Here is a 17,379-nt window from a genome sequence, read left to right on the forward strand (position 1 = left end):
TCAAACTCTGACGTCATGAATGATGACATATCTCAGGAGTAGCCATGCGTCGCCCCACCATAGCGGACCTTGCCAAGGCGTCCGGCGTCAGCGTCGCGACGATCGATCGCGTGCTGAATGGGCGCCATCGCGTACGGGAAGAAACGGCACGCCGCGTCTATGAGGCGGCGCAGGAAATCGGCTATCATGCCGTGGGCCTTCTGCGTCAGCGTGTCTTCGAGGACTTGCCACAATATCGATTGGGCTTCGTCCTGCAGAAGCCGGTTCAGGCTTTCTACCAGGCATTTGCCAGGGAGATTGCGGCGGCAGCGCAGGCAGTCACGACAGCGCGCATCAACGCGCAGATCGATTTCGTCGCAGCCTCGACCCCGACGGCGATCGTCGAGAAGCTGAAGACGGTGGCATCACGCAGTCAGGCCGTCGCGCTCGTCGCACCGGATTATCCGGCGGTCACCGCCGCAATCGAGGAGTTGAAGGAAAAAGGCATTCCGGTCTTTTCCCTCCTGTCCGATTTTTCCACCACCGCACGCCAGGGCTATATCGGTGTCGATAACCGCAAGGTCGGACGCACGGCTGCCTGGATCATCGCACGCTCCGCACGGCGTCCGGGAAAGGTCGCCTGTTTTGTCGGCAGCCACCGCTTCCTCGGCCATGAGCTGCGCGAAATCGGCTTTCGCTCCTATTTCCGCGAAAATGCGCCGGAATTCGAGGTGCTGGATACGCTCATCAATCTCGACACGCCCGAGATTACCCATGAGGCGACGCTCGATCTCCTGCAGAAGCATCCCGATCTCATCGGTTTCTACGTCTGCGGCGGCGGCATGGAGGGCGCGATTTCCGCCATACGCGAGGAGCGTTTATCCGGCAAGCTGATCGCCGTCGTCAACGAGTTGACGCCGGAATCGAGGGCAGCGCTTGCCGACGATGTCGTAGCCATGGCGATCGGCACGCCGCTGCCGGCGCTTTGCAAGGAACTGATAAATCTGATGATCAAGTCCGTCGAGAGCGATGAGGCTGCCGTTCCCGGCCAAAGCTTCCTGCCCTTTGAAATTTTCGTCTCGGAAAACATCTGACAAGGGTGATGTAATTCTATCATTATCTCAAGAATTCTATCAGGAATGATGGCCGATGCCGATGGAAGAAGGACAGGAATGTCGCTAGTTCTTCGCAAAGCAGGCGCAGCGGATCTGGAATGTCTCTTGCTGCCCGACGCCTTGAGGAGGAGTGCCCATCATGAGTTCCATTCGTTTCGCGCTCAATCATATGTGTGCGCCGTCATTGAGGCTCGAATCGTTCTTTGCCGCCGCAAAAGAGCTCGGCATCGATAGCGTCGAGATCCGCAATGACCTTGCCGGGAACGCGATCCTGGATGGTACGCCGGCAGCGGCCGTCAAGGAGCTAGCGGCGCGGCATGGGCTGACGATCATTTCGATCAACGCTCTGCAGCATTTCAATGAGTGGAACGACGAGCGTGCCCGGGAAGCGACGGCGCTGATCGATTACGCGCGCGATTGCGGCGCCAGGGCGCTCGTCCTCGTTCCGGTCAACGACGGCAGCGGCCGCGAGCCGGAGGCGCGGCATGCCAATCTCCGCAAGGCGCTGTCAGCCCTGAAGCCGATGCTGGAAGCGGCCGGCATCATCGGCCTGGTAGAGCCGCTCGGTTTCGAGATCTGCTCGCTGCGCCTAAAGAGCGAGGCGGCCGCCGCAATCGAGGAACTCGGTGCGAGATCCACCTTCCTTCTCGTGCACGATACATTCCATCACCATCTCGCTGGTGAGGCGGCAACCTTCCCCGAACTGACGGGTCTCGTGCATATTTCCGGCGTCAGCGATCCCGATGTTTCCGTTGGGGACATGCGCGATCCGCATCGTGTTCTTGTCGATGCGAGGGATCGTCTCGATAATGTCGGTCAGCTCCGAGCGCTGCTCTCTGCTGGCTATGCCGGCCCGGTGTCTTTCGAACCTTTTGCCCCGGCGGTGCATGCCCTGAAGGAACCGGTTGTGGCTCTCAAGGAAAGCATGGCTTATATCACCGATCGGCTCTGACCGAGTAGTCCGCGGGGGAGCCTGCCTGCCCGCTCAATCGTGGGAATGCGTGTCGGAGTGCTTCGCGCCGTCGTCCGATGGGATGATGTGCAGGTTTCCGAAGCGCACGCCGCGCTGCGTCACCACGCTGTCGGCAAATGCCCTGATGTCATCCGTCTTGCCCTTCAGCACGGAGACTTCGAGGCAATCGTGCCCATCGATGTGAACATGAAGTGTCGAGATCGAAAGATCATGGTGATCGTGCTGCGCTGTCGTCAGGCGGCGCGACAAATCGCGGGTTTCATGTTCATAGACATAGGCGAGGGCGGCGTAGCATCTGGCTTCGCCATCCACGGTCGGCTGCGCGCGCGTAACAGCGTCGCGAACGAGATCGCGCAAGGTTTCCGAACGGCTGGCATAACCGCGCTGTGCGCTGATCTGGTCAATCGTCTCCAGAAGATCGTCGTCGATGGTAATGGTAATTCGCTGCATATCCCGATCCTCTTTTGCCCCGTGGCTTGCCGCGATCGACTAGAGGAAATTTCGAGCGGATTTGCAACGGTGCCGCGCTATTGCCGGCCGCGAAAACGGCGCTGATAGGTTGGGTCGTAGAGCGAGCTTTCGCGGAAATCGCTGGCGCCAAGTGACGGACCGACGAAGATCAGGGCCGTGCGTTCTATTGGATCGGCGGCCACTTTCGCTTCGATCGTCGCAAGCGTGCCCCGAATGATCCGCTCGTCGGGCCAGGATGCCTTGACGACGATCGCAACCGGGCAGTCCGCGCCGTATAGCGGCGCCAGATCCTCGACGAGCTCTTTGAGCGCGTGGATTGCCAGATGGATCGCGAGCGTGGCGCCGGTCGCGCCAAATTTTTCTAGCGTCTCGTTGTTCGGCATGGGCGAGGCACGGCCTGAAACACGAGTCAGGACGAGACTTTGAGCGATAGCCGGGATGGTCAGCTCGCGGCCGAGCGCGGAAGCTGCAGCCGCAAAGGCCGGGACGCCGGGGGTCAGCGTATAGTCGATGCCATGCTGTTCTAGCCTGCGGATCTGTTCGGCGACCGCGCTCCAGACCGAGAGGTCGCCGGAATGCAGACGCGCAACATCCTCGCCTGCTTCGGCTGCTTTCAGATATTCCGCCTCGATCTCGTCGAGCGACATCGGCGCCGTGTCGATGATGCGGGCGCCGGGCGGGCAATATTGCAGCAGTTCCGGCGAAACGATCGAGCCGGCATAGAGGCAGACCGGGCATTTGCCGATCAGGTCCCGGCCGCGCACCGTGATCAGGTCGGCGGCTCCTGGGCCTGCGCCAATGAAATGCACTGTCATCGCTCTACCTCATTCATCATTATGGCTTGGTCCACGACCATTGCGTTACCGGCATGGCCGGCCGCCAGCCGGTCATGCGTCCGACAGGTGCGGCGCGCGCAATGTCGATGCGGATCAGCGAGCCGCCCCGGCGCGTGTGCTCGGCCAGCAGAAGCGCTTCCATTTCCGTCGTGACGGCATTGGCGACCAGCCTACCACCGCTTTTCAGTTGGCCGATTGCAGCTTCCAGCACGCCGACGTCGCTGCCGCCGCCGCCAATGAAGATTGCATCGGGCGCAGCGAGGTCAGAAAGAGCAGCCGGCGCCTCGCCTTCGACAATCACTAGGCCAGGTACGCCGAAATTGCCGGCATTACGGCGGATACGCGCCGTACGCTCGGGCGACGCTTCGATGGCAATGGCGCGCAGCGAGGGATCGGCCAGCATCCATTCGATGCCGATCGAACCGGAGCCGGCGCCGATATCCCAGAGCAGTTCGCCATGGCGCGGGGCGAGCGCCGATAGCGTCATCGCGCGAATCTCCCGCTTGGTGATCTGGCCGTCATGTTCGAAAAGCTCGTCGGGAAGACCCGCGCTCAGCGGTAAAATACGCGCGTCGGCTTCCGCCTTGACCTCGACTGCGCAGATGTTCAGATCGTTGATGCCGGATAGGGAAAAATCGGCCGCACTCTGGCGAGAGGTCTTTTCATGCGGGCCGCCCAGCGCTTCCAGAACCGTAAGCTCAGATGGGCCGAAGCCGGAGCTTTGCAGCAGGGCCGCCAATTCGGCAGGACCTTTGCCGTCGGACGTCAGCACCAGGATTTTGCGGCCAGCATGCAGATGCGGACGGATGAGATCGATCGGCCGTCCGTGCAGCGACAGAACCGTCGTCTCCTGCAGGGGCCAGCCGAGGCGCGATGCGGCGAGGCTGAAGGAGGAGGGCGCCGGGATAACAATCATTTCAGCGGCCGGAATGCTCCGCGAAAGTGTCGCGCCGACGCCGTAGAAAAAGGGATCACCTGACGCGAGAACCACCGTCGGCTTGCCGCGCCTGGCAAGCACCGCCTCGACGGATTTTTCGAATGGCGAAAGCCATGCTTGCGTTTCGCCTGATATCAGCGAGCTCATCAACTCGATATGGCGCGTCCCGCCGAAGACGACCGGCGATGAGGCGATCAGCCGCTTGGCTTCGTCGCCGAGACCGGCTGGACCGTCTTCGCCGATGCCGATAAGAGTGAGCCAGCGTTGAATTGAAGGTGTCTCAGCCATGGGCAAGGCCCGTATTCTGATCCTCGGCGGCACGACGGAGGCCCGAGCGCTGGCGGCAGCTCTTGCCTCGCGAGCCGATATCGAGGTCGTCCTGTCGCTTGCCGGCCGAACCGCCGATCCCGCCCCGCAGCCCGTTCCGGTGCGCAGCGGCGGTTTCGGCGGCGCAGAGGGGCTTGCCCGCTATGTCAGTGACGAAGAGATCGACCTGTTGATCGATGCCACGCATCCCTTCGCAGCCCGCATCTCGGCCAATGCCGCAGCCGCGGCTGCTGAATGCCATGTGTCCGCTTTCGCGCTGCGCCGTCCGGCGTGGGTGCCGGTCGAAGGCGATGATTGGCTTTCCGTGCACAGCGTCTCGCAGGCTATCGCCGCCCTCGGCGATGCGCCCCTGCGCGTTTTCCTCGCGACCGGCCGGCAGGAGGCGCATCAGGCGAACGCCGCGCCGCAGCACCATTATTGGGTCCGCAGCGTCGATCCCGTCGAACCGCCGCTGGCGGTTCCGTATGTCAATTACATCCATGGTCGCGGTCCGTTCCGGTTGGCCGACGAACTCGACATGCTGCGACAGCATCAGATCGAGGTCGTCGTCGCCAAAAACAGCGGCGGTGACGCGACCTATGGGAAGATCGAGGCCGCAAGGCAGCTTGACATCAAGGTGATCATGGTCGAGCGCGCTGAGGCCGCCGGTCTGCCGGTGGTCGAAACGGTAGACGCTGCGCTCGGTAGGATCGATCATTTCGCCTCTTCCCTGATGAAACGCGGCGTATAGACCAAATCTGGACGGCCTTCGCGGGCGATGATGCGCGTTTCGGCCGAGCCGATGATAACGCAGGTCGCCATATCTGCCTGCGAGGTCTCGGCATTCGCGAGCCCAGCGATCGTCATCCGCTCGTCTGGACGACCGGCGGCCCGGCCGAAGACGACAGGTGTTTCACCGGGCAGTATGGCGCGCAGGATTTCGAAGGCCTTGCCGAGTTGCCAGGGGCGAGCCTTGCTGATCGGATTGTAGAGCGCGATCACGAAGCCCGCTTCGGCGACGGCGCGGAGACGACTCTCGATCAGCGGCCAGGGCTTCAGATTGTCCGAAAGCGAGATCGCACAGAAATCATGTCCGAGCGGCGCGCCGATGCGGGCCGCAACGGCAAGCATGGCCGTGATACCCGGCACGACGATAAGGTCTACCGTCCGCCATTCAACCGGGCCGTGATCGATCGCCTCGCAAACGGCGGCCGCCATGGCAAAAACACCGGGATCGCCGCCGGAGACGACGCAGACATTGATGCCGGCTGAGGCCCGCTGCAGCGCCACCTTGGCGCGATCCAATTCCTCGCGATTGTCCGATGCCTGACGGATCTGGTCGTCGCGCAGCGTCAGGCGGTCGAGATAAGGACCGTAACCGTAAAATTCATGAGCGTCCGCGACCGCAGCCAGCGCCTCCGGCGTCGTCTGCTCAGGATTGCCGGGGCCGGTCCCAATCACATAAAGACGCCCGCTCATGGCCTGCTTTCCCAACCAGGAACCAGCACAAGGGAGAAATAGGGCGCCTCGGCATCGTCGCGGCTGGCAAGCGGCGTCATGGCGCCGTTGGCCATCGTGCCGCGCTCGACGTAAATCGCTTCCCCCAGCCGGCCCGCGGCATCGAGCGCGCGGCGGATTTTTGGCAGGTTGCGGCCGACTTTCATGATGACGGCGGCCTGCGTATCGCCCAGGCGGCGGGTAAGCTCAGCCTCTGCCATCGTTCCCGGCAGCACGGAGAGAACGTCGTCTCCCTGCACCATCGGTAATCCCGCGAGCGACCAGCAGCCGGACATGGCCGTCACACCCGGAATGACCTCTGTGGGGAAGCGATCGGCAAGGCGCACATGCAGGTGCATGTAGGAACCGTAAAACAGCGGATCGCCTTCGCTGAGCACGGCAACCGTCTTGCCTTCCCGCAGATGCGCCGCCACCATCTCGGCCGAAGCGTCGTAGAAAGCGGTGATCTGAGTGAGATATTCCGGCGCGTCCTTGTCGATCTCGGTCGTGACCGGATAGTAGAGCGGCAGCAGCTTTACGCCTGTTCTCAGAAACTCGCTGACGATGGCCTTGCCGTTGCCGCCTCTGCCCTGCTTGGCGAAATAGGCGACGACATCGGCGCGCTCAAGAGCCTTGACGGCCTTGACCGTCAGCAGTTCGGGATCGCCGGGGCCGGTGCCGACGCCGATCAGGCTTCCATTGGACGGCGCGCTCATAGGCCAGGCCTCGCGAGAGCGTTGATCGCGGCTGCCGTCATCGCACTGCCGCCAAGCCGGCCGCGCACGATGGCAAAAGGAACGCCGTAGGAGTTCTCGGCAAGCGCATCCTTCGATTCTGCCGCGCCGACAAAGCCGACGGGCATGCCGATAATGGCGGCAGGCTTCGGAGCGCCGTCACGCAGCATTTCCAGAAGGTGGAAGAGGGCGGTCGGTGCATTGCCGACGGCAACGACGGAGCCGGCAAGTCGGTCGGTCCAAAGATGCATAGCGGCAGCCGAGCGTGTATTGCCGATCGACTTTGCGATCTCAGTCGTGCGAGGATCCTGCAAGGTGCAGATGACATCGTTGGCGGCCGGCAGGCGTGCGCGGGTGACACCGCGGGCGACCATCTCCGCGTCGCAGAAAATCGGTGCGCCGGCAGAGAGCGCCTTGCGGGCGGATGCGACGAAATCGGGGGAGAAGAGAAAATGCTCTGCTGCTTCCACCAATCCGCAGGCATGGATCATGCGGACTGCGACATCGGCCTCGGCTTCGGGAAAACGCTGGAGATCGGCTTCGCTGCGGATGATCGCGAAGGAGCGTTCATAGATCGCATCCCCCTCGCGGATATAGTCATAGTCAGGCATTTCTATCCCTGTCGTAAAGCCGTCGCTATTGCGTCCCGGCCGAGCCGTTTAAGACACTGCTGTGCCGATTCGCCAGCAGCCTTGTTGTTCCGTACCAGTTTCCCGAGCGCAGTCAGCGCCGATTTCAGGTCTTCCTTGTGGATGTAAGCCACGGGCTCTGATGATGATGACCCATTTACGACAATAGCATAGCCCGTTGCAGCACCGACGATGGTCAGCATTGCCGGAGACGGATGGGCGCAGCCTTTGGCGCAGCCGGATAGGTGCACTTGGAGCGAGCCGTCAAGCAGGTCGGGGCCTAAGTTGATGAGATCTGCGGCCGCCTGCCTCGTTGAATAATGCGCAGAGGCACATGCGCCGGCGCCGGAGCATGGGATTGCATAATTGGCCGGATCGTCAGCGCGCGTCTGGAAGCCGCAATCAACTGCGGCGGCGAGAATGTCTTCAATGCGATCGCGAGGAGGCCCGAGCATCAGCAGGCTGTGTTCCGGCCCCGTCCGAATTTCATGCACCCCCGCGACCTCGGCTACTTCGAGAAAGCGGATGAGATCTCGGGCGTGGATCCGACCGAAGGCCGGTCGCAGGCCGAAGGCCGAATGCTGCTTGCCGAGCGGGATGAGGCCGACAGGAGAGGCCGGGGTCGCGCTTTTGACGGGTGAGAAACGGGGAGCGGCCGGAAGTTGCGCTTGCAAAGAGGCAATGTCCAGATCGCGGCCGCGAGCGCGAGGACCGATTGCGGTCAATGCTTTGACGAGAGTGATGACGCCAGGAATCGCTTGTTCGTCGGTCAAGTTGGCAAGCGGCGTGGCCGTCGCCTGTGTTCCGGCAATCGCAAGCCACCACAGTTGCCTGCCATCAGCGGTATTGATGGCCTTCAAACGAATATCCGCCGAAATTTCATCGAGGATCACCCGGCCGCCGCCGTCGACGATGATGGCGAGCTTGGCGGCGAGCGCTGGCTTGGGATGTAGGGAATCGATGGCGTTTCGTAGCCGTTGAGCGAGCCCACGCGCATCGGCGATCTCCGACGGATCGACATCGCTGAGTGGCGGGACTTCGATCGCAACGCCGCTGTCCGGGACGATGCCGGCGCGGTCGATATCGGCGGCCAGTCCCGGCATGCTTTGCGGCGTCATACCGCGCAGCTGAAAATTGCCCCGCGCAGTGATCTCGATCAGACCGTTGCCATGCTTTTCTGTAGCCTCGGCCAAGGCGCGAAGTTGCGCAACCGTGAGGCCTGGCGTCAATGGCCGCAGGCGCACGAGCAGCCCGTCACCCGTCTGCATCGGCGCGTTCAAGGAGGGGCAGGCACCGCGAACCATGGAGGGCAGGGGCGACGCAATGTCATCCTCGGCGGCTCCCCCCTGAGGGATGCACGCCTGGTCCTCCATTGTCTGCGTGTCGGCCGCAACCATAAAACTGCCCTTCATAAGGGACATTTCCTTGCACAAACCGGATCGGCGGGCAAACGATTTGGTATTCGGCGCTTATTCGAGATCGTCGAAATCCTGCCCCTTGCGCATGAGGTAGATATCCATGATCCATCCGTGCCTGGCGCGGGCTTCGGCGCGGGTCGCGAGAATGCGCTCGGAAACGTCAGCCAGCCTGCCGGCAATCGTGATCTCATCCCGAGTGCCGAGATAGGCGCCCCAATAGATATAGGCATCGGGATCATCGATCTTGCTGAAGGCCTGCTCGCCGTCGAGCATGACGACGGCCGTTTCGGCAGTGCCCGGAAAGCTCTCGGCCAGCCGCCGACCGGTGGTGATCTGCACCGGCTTGCCGACGAGGTTAAGTGGGATGCGATGGCTTGCCGTCAGCGCCTGGATGCTGGTGATGCCGGGAACAACGCTGTAGTCGAGAGCGATCTTACCGCGAGCGACGACACGCTCGAGAATGCGCAATGTGCTGTCGTAAAGGCCCGGATCGCCCCAGACGAGAAAGGCAGCACTCTCTCTTTCCGTCAGATGTTCCAGAAACAACCGCTCATAAGTCGCGGAAATTGCGTCATGCCATTCGTCGACGCTCTGCACATAGCTGCGGTCCGCCATCTGGCGCGAGGGCACGTCATAACCAACGAAACGCGTGGCCGGATTGGTGACATAGCGCTGGCAGATGTCGCGCCTGACATCGGCGAGTTCCGTCTTGGCCGCGCCCTTGCTGGGAATGAGGATGACATCGGCTGCGTTCAGTGCGTTGATCGCCTGCACGGTCAGATGCTCCGGATTTCCCGTGCCGATACCGACGATGTAAATATGCCGCATATGCCTGCCCTCGCTCTTGGTGCAATTCCAGGAAAAGTGCGCAGCGGTTTTCCGTCCGGAATTGCAAGGAAACAAAGAGATAGAGCGGCTCAGAGATTCCGTGAAAGGCTGAGCCGCTCTGGCGCTGTTTGCCGGAAGCGTCCGGTCATTTCAAGAGGAGCTTCAAGCCGATTGCCGCTCAAAGGTCCAGCGGTTGGCGATATAGCTGCGCGGCGAGGTGCCGAGCATGCGGCGGAACATGGTGGTGAATGCCGCCACGCTTTCGTAGCCTGCTTCGAGTGCGACATTGGTAACGGGTTGGCCCTCGGCAAGCTGCGGCAGGCAGGCGAAAACGCTCGCTTGTTGTCTCCATGTGGTGAAGCTGATGCCGGTTTCCTTGCGGAACTGCCGTGTGAACGTCCGGCGGCTCACAGAAAGCTTCTCCGCCCAATCGTCCAATCTGGCGTTGGGCGATGGAGTGGACAGATAGTCGCGGCAGAGCGCGGCCATCCGACGGTCGGACGGGAAGGGGAGACCGAGGGGCCGTTCCGGCAGCGTCGCGATCTCTTCGACGAGAAGCGACAGGACCAGCCTTGCCTTTCGATGACTGAGGGGCGCTTCCCGCAGCCGAATGGCCTCCAATAGCAGGCTGCGGGCGAGGTCCGTCACTTCGACGACGCGCGGGGCCTCATCCTTCGGCGGCTGGCTGCGCGGCGTCACGTAGACGGATTTCATACTGACATCGCTCAGGATTTCGATCGAATGTTCCAGCCCAACGGGGATGAAAAGGGCATGGCCGGGCGGCACCATCCAGCGGCCGCGCGCTGTCATGATCAGGGCGACGCCGGCGAAGATGCACAGCAGCTGCGTGCGGCGGTGGCGGTGCCACGGAACGGTATAGCCCTGCGGCGGCTCGGCACTATGGACAAGGATATCCGCGAGCGAATCCTCCATCCAGCGCATGTTCTGCACATGATCGTCGGCGAGGGTTGCCAGCAACTGTTTCGAAAGCTTTTCCATTTTGGCCCAATCGAGAAACTATTGGACCAGAACACGAAAGAAGGACACACGCAAGCCGTGCTAAAGGCGGATCAAGTCATATGCCTGGCAAATCTGCCGGCACAGGAAGGATTACCCCGATGGTTGCGGAAGTCTTGGGCACGCAGGCCCGATATCAGAAGACGACGATGTCGGTCGTCATGGCCGTCAGCACGTGTCATATGCTGAACGATACGATGCAGTCGCTTTTGACATCGCTCTACCCGATGTTCAGAGAGAATTACGCGCTTGATTTCGTGCAGATCGGCCTGCTGACGATGATGTTCCAGATCACCGCATCGCTGCTGCAGCCGGTGGTCGGTATCGTCACTGACAAATGGCCGATGCCCTATTCGCTGCCGGTCGGCATGGTCAGCACCTTTGCAGGACTGCTGCTGCTTGGCTATGCCGGCAGTTTCGGCGTGCTCCTGATCGCTGCAAGCCTGATCGGCTTCGGTTCGGCCGTCTTCCATCCGGAGGCATCGCGCGTCGCCCGGCTGGCGTCGGGCGGGCGCCATGGCCTGGCGCAATCGCTGTTCCAGCTCGGCGGCAACGCCGGTTCGGCGATCGGGCCGCTGATCGCCGCTTTCTTCGTCCTGCAACACGGCCAGAAGAGCGTCGCCTGGCTTTCGGTGCTCGCGGTGATCGGGTTCATCGTTCTGAGCTGGGTCGGCAATTGGTTCATCAATCATCGCCGCCAGCAGTCCGCCCGTCCAGCACCGAGCCGCGCCTTGCCGATCGCACGCAGCAAGGCGATGTGGGCGCTTGCCATTCTGATCCTGTTGACGGCGACGAAGAATGTCTACATGGCCAGCATATCCAGCTATTTCACCTTCTACGTCATCGACAAGTTCCATCTCGATGTCCGCGACGCGCAGCTGATGCTGTTCCTCTTCCTCGGCTCCGTTGCCGTCGGCACGATCATGGGCGGTCCGGTGGGCGATCGCTTCGGCGCGCGTTTCGTGATCTGGTTCTCGATTCTCGGCGTCATCCCGTTTGCGCTTTTGATGCCCTATGCGAACCTGTTCTGGACCTGCGTCCTGACTGTCGTCATCGGCCTCGTCCTGGCCTCTGCCTTCCCGGCGATCGTGGTCTTTGCTCAGGAGCTGATCCCCGGCCGCGTCGGGCTGATCGGCGGCATCTTCTTCGGCTTCGCCTTCGGCGCGGGTGGATTGGGGGCTGCGGCTCTCGGAGATTTTGCCGACACGCATGGCATTCCCTTCGTCTACACGCTCTGCTCGTATCTGCCCTTGCTCGGCCTGTTCACGATCTTCCTGCCGCGAATCCCACGGCATTGATCGAGATCGGCGGGCAATTGGCCCGCCACCATTCTTAAGCGCTCGCGTTGAGACCTCTTTGTCAGGCGTAGCGGCTGACGGCGAGGTCCGTCGCGTCGATATCAGGCTTGCGGCCGCTGACGAGATCGCTGATGACTCGCGCCGAGCCGGAACTCATGGTCCATCCGAGCGTGCCGTGGCCGGTATTGAGAAATAGTCCCTTGATTTTCGTCGGTCCGATGACCGGCGTGCCATCCGGCGTCATCGGCCGCAGGCCCGACCAGAAGGAAGCCTTGGCAACATCGCCCCCGGGGAAGAGGTCGGTGACGGAATGCTCGAGAGTCTGGCGCCGGGCAAGGCCGAGATCGTTGGTATAGCCGGATATCTCTGCCATGCCGCCGACGCGGATGCGATCGCCGAGGCGGGTAATGGCGATCTTGTAGGTTTCGTCCATGACGGTCGATTCCGGCGCGCGCGACGCATCGGTGATCGGGATCGTCAGCGAATAGCCCTTGACGGGATAGACGGAGAGGCTGATGCCGAGCGGCTTCAGCAAAAGCGGCGAATAGCTGCCGAGCGCGACAACGATCGCATCGGCGTTCAAGCGCCCACGGTCGGTCATGACGGCGCGCGCCTGCTCCCCCTGAACGTCGAGGCCCTTGATCGTCGTGCCGTACTGGAACTTTACGCCGAGCTCGATTGCCTTCGCCGCAAGCGCATTGGTGAATTTGAAGCAGTCGCCGGTTTCGTCCTTCGGCGTCAGCAGGCCACCGACGATCTTGCCGCGGACATGCCGGAGCGCCGGTTCAACGCTGACGCAGCCGTCGGGATCGAGCACTTTATAGGGGATGCCATCGGCTGCCAGGGCCTTGACGTCCTTGGCGGATGCATCGAGCTGCGCTTGCGTGCGGAAGAGCTGCAGCGTGCCCTGCATGCGTTCGTCATAGGCAATGCCCGTTTCTTCGCGAAGCTGAGCGAGCGAAATGCGGCTGTAATCGGCCAGGCGCAGCATGCGGCTCTTGTTGACCGCATAGCGTTCCGAGGTGCAGTTCGACAGCATCTTGACGAGCCATGAAAGCATGGCGCCATCGACCTTCGGGCGCAGGATGAGTGGCGCGTGGTGCATGAACAGCCACTTGATCGCCTTCATGGGGATGCCGGGTGCCGCCCAGGGCGAGCAGTAGCCGAAAGAGACTTCCCCAGCATTGGCGAAGCTAGTTTCCAACGCTGGCCCCTGCTGGCGGTCGATGACCGTGACTTCGTGGCCCGCCTTGGCTAGCTGATAGGCTGACGTCACGCCGATGATGCCGGCACCCAGAACGACGACTTTCATGATGTCCTCAGAGACTTGAGAGATGGGGAGGTCAGCGATATTGACGGTGGAAGCGATGGCCGAGACTGGTCAGGATTTCATAGGAAATCAAGCCGGCATCGCGCGCAAGATCATCCACGGTCTGATGATCTCCAAGAACTTCCACCATGCTGCCGAAAGAGAGTGCACCCTCGGGCAAGGCGCTGATATCGATTGTCGTGCTGTCCATCGAGACGCGGCCGACGATCGGCAGGCGAACGCCGTTGTAATAGACCGCGCCGCGATCGCTGAGGCTGCGCGGCAGGCCATCGGCATAGCCGGCGGCGATCGTCGCGAGCCGGGTCCGGCCTTTCGTCACATGCACGCCGCCATAGCCGACCCGCGCGCCCTCCGGAACGGTTCGCGTCTGTACGACTGCGACATCGAGCCGAACGACGGCTTCCATGGGGTTGGCAACGCCACCGGTCGGAGCGCCGCCATAAAGGGCAATCCCCGGGCGCGCCAGTACGCCATGGAAATCTCCGCCAAGAAAGATGCCGCCTGAGTTTGCGAACGAAACATCGTACTGCGGAAACTCCGTTGCGACGCGACGCATTTCGGCAAGCTGATCGGCGTTCTGTCCGCTGCTCGCCTCGTCCGCAGAGGCGAGGTGACTCATGATGAAGAGAATGTCGATGTCGTCGGGCGCCTGCAGGTGAGTTGCGACGGCGCTTCTGTCTTCCGGCGGTATGCCAAGCCGCGACATGCCGGTATCGAATTGCAGAACCGCCGGGAGCCTGCGCTGAAGAGAGCGTGCCGTCTGCGACCATTGCTGCAACTGATCGAGCGAATTGATGACAGGCACTATGCCGCCATCGGCGCAGGTAGCCTCGTTACCGGGCAACAGGCCGTTCAGTACAAAAATCGTCGCATCGCTAGGGAGTTGCGGGCGCAGCCGCAGTGCCTCGATGAAATGGGCGACGAAGAAATGCCGGCACCCGCGCCCGTAGAGCACTTTCGAGACTTGATTGGCACCGAGTCCATAGGAATCGGCCTTGACGACGGCAGCTGTTTTTGCTGGCGCGACGATGGCGGATAGTTTGTCGTAGTTCCGGCACAGCGCGGCCAGATCGATCGTCAGATAACCACATGCTCCACTATTCATCGCCAATTTTGGCGTCCGAGAATCCACAATGCCGCCGTCCATGTCCGCCCTCGCTTCTTTCAAAGCAGATTATTGAAAGGATCGTGAAATTGTCCGCCAAACAGTGATTGATTATTGTGTAATTGCACAGATATTGAAATGACCTGCGATTTTTTGAAAGAATCCACATGGCCGCTCTCGACGCCATCGACCGCAATATTCTCCGGCTGCTTCGACTTGATGCTCGTGTCAGCAATGCGAAGCTGGCAAGCGAAGTGGGACTATCGCCATCGGCCTGCCTGCGGCGCATCAAATTGATGGAACAGGCGGGCGTGATCCGAGGCTACACTGCGCTGGTGGACACGTCGCAGGCGGAGGCATCGATCGCCGTCATCATCAACATCACGCTCGAGCGGCAAACGGAGGAGCATCTCGATCGTTTCGAGGCGGCGGTGCGCAAACATCCCGAGATCAAGGAATGCTTTTTGATGACGGGCGGCTCCGACTATCTGCTGCGTGTCGAAGTCGCCAATCCCGGCGACTTCGAACGTATCCATAAGGATATCCTGTCGACCATGCCGGGAGTGCTGCGAATCCATTCGAGCTTCTCGATCCGCAACGTGCTTGCGACGCGGCCGAAGGGGCTGCGTTGAGCCGATGTCGGCTCGGCGCAGGAAGAACCTTATTCCGCCGTTCCGCGATCCTGATCCCAGCCGATGCCGGCTGCAGCATCCACTTCGCAGATCAAGCCGCTCGGTTCGTAGCTGATTTGGACCTTGCCGTTCAATTCTGCCGCCAGCAGACTTTCTATCAAGCGGGAGCCGAAACCCCTCCGGGTCGGAGGTGTTACGGTTGGTCCTCCCGCTTCCTGCCACCGCAACTTGAGGCGTTCGGCCCCGCCGCTTTCCAGCGACCAAGTAATGGCAATGCGTCCATCAGGCACCGAAAGCGCGCCATACTTGGCCGCATTCGTCGCAAGTTCATGCAGGGCGAGCGAGATGGAAACAACAGCCCGCGGCGCAAGCTTGATGGCAGGGCCGGAGATTTCGAACCGGTCCTTCGGATAGGGCGACAATGCCTGGGCTATGATTTCAGTCAATTCGGCCTGCTCCCATTTGCCATGGATCAGCAAATCGTGAGCACGCGCCATTGAGGAGAGCCTTGCCTCGAAGGTCTCGACGGATGTCTTGTCGACGTCATCTCTTCCCAATGTCTGGCGTGCAATGGCCATGACGGTTGCGAGCACATTCTTGACACGATGATTGAGTTCGCCCACCAGCACCGTCTGCAGGCGCTCGGCCTCCTTCTTAGCGCTGATGTCATGAGCAGTCTTCGAAGCCCCCACGATCCTGCCATAGACGTCATAGATCGGCGAAACGCTGAGGAGCACATCGACAAGCTCGCCGTTCTTGTTGCGTCGTTTGGTTTCGTAAGGCTCTACCTTTTGGCCCGAACGGATCCGCGCCAGAATCGCCGGCTCTTCGTCACTGCGGTCCTCCGGAACGAGCATCATCACGGACTGACCGATGGCCTCTTCCGCCGATTGTCCATAAAGCCTTTCCGCACCGCTATTCCAGCTCGTGATGATCATATTGAGATCGATGCTGAGGATGGCATCGTCCGATGAGGCGACAATAGCCGCCAGCTGCCGCTCCACTTCCTGTGCACGCTTGCGTTCACTGATATCGGTGACGATCGCGGCGGCCCGCTGGATGCGTCCCGAACTGTCTTTCAAGCCGGAAATGGAGTTTGCAACCCAGACGAGGCTACCATCCTTGCGAACATAGCGCTTTTCAATCTCGAAGCTTTCTCCCGTCGCCATCATCGTTTCGAACAGGCGGATAGTCTCGTGCAAATCGTCTGCATAGGTGATGTCATAGGTCCGCATGCCGAGAAGCTCGTTCTCGGAGTAGCCCACAATTTCGCAGAAACGCTCATTCACCCGGACGAAACGGCCATCAAGTTCGCACTGGGCAAACCCTGTCGTCGATTGCGAGATAACGGCGCGAAACAGCTCTTCACTTTCACGCAGCGCCTGCTCCGTGCGAACCCGTTCCGTCGTTTCGTTGACGATGCAGAAGACACCGAGCGCCCGGCCGTCCGCATCACGGACGGGCGAATACGAAATGTCGAAATAAACCGTTTCGGGATATCCGTAGCGCTCGATGTAGAAGGGCCGGTCCTTGGCGACGACTGCCACGCCATCGTGAAGGACGGAGCGAAGAAGCGGTTCGAGGTCGCTCCAGAGCTCGGCCCAATTTTCTCGCGCAGGCCGGCCGAGTGCGCGAGGATGCTTGTCGCCTATCGTCGTTGCATAGGCGTCGTTGTAAAGTGCAATAAAGTCGTCGCCCCAGAACATAACGATCTGAGCTTGGGCGGGGAGCATGATATCGACGGCAGCTTTAAGGCATGCGGGCCATTCCGACCTAGGCCCAAGACCAGTGGCTGCCCAATCGAAGCCGGAGATAAGGTCAGCCATTTCGTTCGTTTGTCTAGCCAGTTCGGGCACGATGTTCAGAATGCATCCTCTCGTTAGCGACTGCAGTTCCCAAGAATTGCCGGGTCTACCCGATGCTTGCTAATTCATAGCATATTCTCCCTCAAAAAGTGCAGGGAGAAAACTGCTAATTTCGATGTATTTTAAGTGAGATAAGTGAATGTCCGCTACGAATATCTGGGGTATTTAAAGGGAGCGCCATAAGCTCTCGTCTTGGCGGGGCGTCAATTGACACTCGCTTCGAGTTGGCTACCAGAAATTCGGGAGCGCACGCGTTTCGGCACATTTTTTCGCGAGCCAGGACGCACGGCTTGCTGGGGATATGTGGGGGTTATCAGAGCACACACGGTTACGGCCAGCCAGCCGCTCCAAGGCGAAGTCGCTTGCCAGCTGTTCCGCCACCTCTAAGCGCAGTCAATGGCGGGAGCGG

General features: G+C 61.1%; 17 protein-coding genes. 5 read left to right on the forward strand and 12 right to left on the reverse strand.

The features are described 5' to 3' along the window. Nucleotides 1–44 precede the first annotated feature (44 nt). Both FHT85_RS06545 and FHT85_RS06550 read left to right on the forward strand, forming a co-directional pair. Nucleotides 45–1,073 carry a LacI family DNA-binding transcriptional regulator gene (locus FHT85_RS06545; RefSeq protein ID WP_112410375.1) on the forward strand — a complete coding sequence of 343 codons (1,029 nt, stop codon included), beginning with the start codon at nucleotides 45–47 and terminating at the stop codon, nucleotides 1,071–1,073. Between the two features lie 160 nt (nucleotides 1,074–1,233). Next, nucleotides 1,234–2,046: a TIM barrel protein gene (locus FHT85_RS06550; protein ID WP_112410376.1), complete on the forward strand. Its 813-nt coding sequence runs from the start codon at nucleotides 1,234–1,236 to the stop codon at nucleotides 2,044–2,046. Between the two features lie 33 nt (nucleotides 2,047–2,079). On the opposite strand, the gene nikR is transcribed toward FHT85_RS06550, so the two are convergent. The 3 genes from nikR to cbiE all read right to left on the reverse strand — a co-directional run bounded on the left by nikR (nucleotide 2,080) and on the right by cbiE (nucleotide 4,599). Beyond that, nucleotides 2,080–2,517: a nickel-responsive transcriptional regulator NikR gene (gene nikR / locus FHT85_RS06555; protein ID WP_112335808.1), complete on the reverse strand. Its 438-nt coding sequence runs from the start codon at nucleotides 2,515–2,517 to the stop codon at nucleotides 2,080–2,082. Nucleotides 2,518–2,594: 77 nt separating this feature from the next. After that, a complete protein-coding gene (gene cobM / locus FHT85_RS06560; RefSeq protein WP_112410377.1) occupies nucleotides 2,595–3,353 on the reverse strand; it encodes a precorrin-4 C(11)-methyltransferase in 759 nt (252 codons plus the stop codon). A 19-nt stretch (nucleotides 3,354–3,372) separates the two neighbouring features. Next, entirely contained in the window at nucleotides 3,373–4,599 is a 1,227-nt protein-coding gene (gene cbiE, locus FHT85_RS06565; protein ID WP_112410378.1) for a precorrin-6y C5,15-methyltransferase (decarboxylating) subunit CbiE, read from the reverse strand. On the opposite strand from cbiE, the gene FHT85_RS06570 reads away from it, so the two are divergent. Continuing rightward, complete coding sequence (locus FHT85_RS06570) at nucleotides 4,598–5,368, forward strand: cobalt-precorrin-6A reductase (protein ID WP_112410379.1); 771 nt, start codon at nucleotides 4,598–4,600, stop codon at nucleotides 5,366–5,368. The genes cbiE and FHT85_RS06570 overlap by 2 nt on opposite strands. Here FHT85_RS06570 and FHT85_RS06575 read toward each other — a convergent pair. From FHT85_RS06575 to FHT85_RS06600, 6 genes are all read right to left on the reverse strand, one after another. Further along, nucleotides 5,332–6,096, reverse strand: coding sequence for a precorrin-3B C(17)-methyltransferase (locus tag FHT85_RS06575; RefSeq protein ID WP_112399574.1), 765 nt, complete (start codon nucleotides 6,094–6,096; stop codon nucleotides 5,332–5,334). The genes FHT85_RS06570 and FHT85_RS06575 overlap by 37 nt on opposite strands. Continuing rightward, complete coding sequence (locus tag FHT85_RS06580) at nucleotides 6,093–6,830, reverse strand: precorrin-2 C(20)-methyltransferase (RefSeq protein ID WP_112399573.1); 738 nt, start codon at nucleotides 6,828–6,830, stop codon at nucleotides 6,093–6,095. The genes FHT85_RS06575 and FHT85_RS06580 overlap by 4 nt, the downstream gene beginning before the upstream one ends. After that, complete coding sequence (locus FHT85_RS06585) at nucleotides 6,827–7,459, reverse strand: precorrin-8X methylmutase (protein WP_112399572.1); 633 nt, start codon at nucleotides 7,457–7,459, stop codon at nucleotides 6,827–6,829. Before FHT85_RS06585 ends, FHT85_RS06580 begins: the two co-directional genes overlap by 4 nt. Before the next feature lie 2 nt (nucleotides 7,460–7,461). Beyond that, a complete protein-coding gene (gene cobG / locus FHT85_RS06590) occupies nucleotides 7,462–8,889 on the reverse strand; it encodes a precorrin-3B synthase (protein ID WP_112410380.1) in 1,428 nt (475 codons plus the stop codon). Between the two features lie 57 nt (nucleotides 8,890–8,946). After that, complete coding sequence (gene cobF / locus FHT85_RS06595; protein ID WP_112399570.1) at nucleotides 8,947–9,723, reverse strand: precorrin-6A synthase (deacetylating); 777 nt, start codon at nucleotides 9,721–9,723, stop codon at nucleotides 8,947–8,949. A gap of 162 nt (nucleotides 9,724–9,885) precedes the next feature. Beyond that, nucleotides 9,886–10,722, reverse strand: coding sequence for an AraC family transcriptional regulator (locus FHT85_RS06600; RefSeq protein WP_112410381.1), 837 nt, complete (start codon nucleotides 10,720–10,722; stop codon nucleotides 9,886–9,888). A 119-nt stretch (nucleotides 10,723–10,841) separates the two neighbouring features. Between FHT85_RS06600 and FHT85_RS06605 the strand changes: the two genes are divergently transcribed. Further along, nucleotides 10,842–12,038, forward strand: coding sequence for an MFS transporter (locus tag FHT85_RS06605; protein WP_112399568.1), 1,197 nt, complete (start codon nucleotides 10,842–10,844; stop codon nucleotides 12,036–12,038). A 61-nt stretch (nucleotides 12,039–12,099) separates the two neighbouring features. On the opposite strand, the gene FHT85_RS06610 is transcribed toward FHT85_RS06605, so the two are convergent. Next, on the reverse strand, nucleotides 12,100–13,350 hold the full coding sequence (locus tag FHT85_RS06610; protein ID WP_112410382.1) for a D-amino acid dehydrogenase: 1,251 nt from the start codon (nucleotides 13,348–13,350) through the stop codon (nucleotides 12,100–12,102). A 31-nt stretch (nucleotides 13,351–13,381) separates the two neighbouring features. Then, entirely contained in the window at nucleotides 13,382–14,515 is a 1,134-nt protein-coding gene (gene alr, locus FHT85_RS06615) for an alanine racemase (protein ID WP_112410383.1), read from the reverse strand. 125 nt (nucleotides 14,516–14,640) lie between these two features. Here alr and FHT85_RS06620 point away from each other — a divergent pair, with 125 nt between their 5' ends. Then, nucleotides 14,641–15,105: an Lrp/AsnC family transcriptional regulator gene (locus tag FHT85_RS06620; protein ID WP_015343397.1), complete on the forward strand. Its 465-nt coding sequence runs from the start codon at nucleotides 14,641–14,643 to the stop codon at nucleotides 15,103–15,105. A 29-nt stretch (nucleotides 15,106–15,134) separates the two neighbouring features. Here the strand turns inward: FHT85_RS06620 and FHT85_RS06625 are convergent, their stop codons facing one another. After that, the gene (locus FHT85_RS06625) at nucleotides 15,135–16,931 is read right to left on the reverse strand and encodes a PAS domain-containing sensor histidine kinase (protein ID WP_112410384.1); all 1,797 of its coding nucleotides are present in this window, start codon (nucleotides 16,929–16,931) and stop codon (nucleotides 15,135–15,137) included. Nucleotides 16,932–17,379 lie beyond the last annotated feature (448 nt).

Origin of the sequence: Rhizobium sp. BK312, assembly GCF_014193605.1 — a bacterium.
Classification (GTDB): Bacteria; Pseudomonadota; Alphaproteobacteria; order Rhizobiales; family Rhizobiaceae; genus Rhizobium.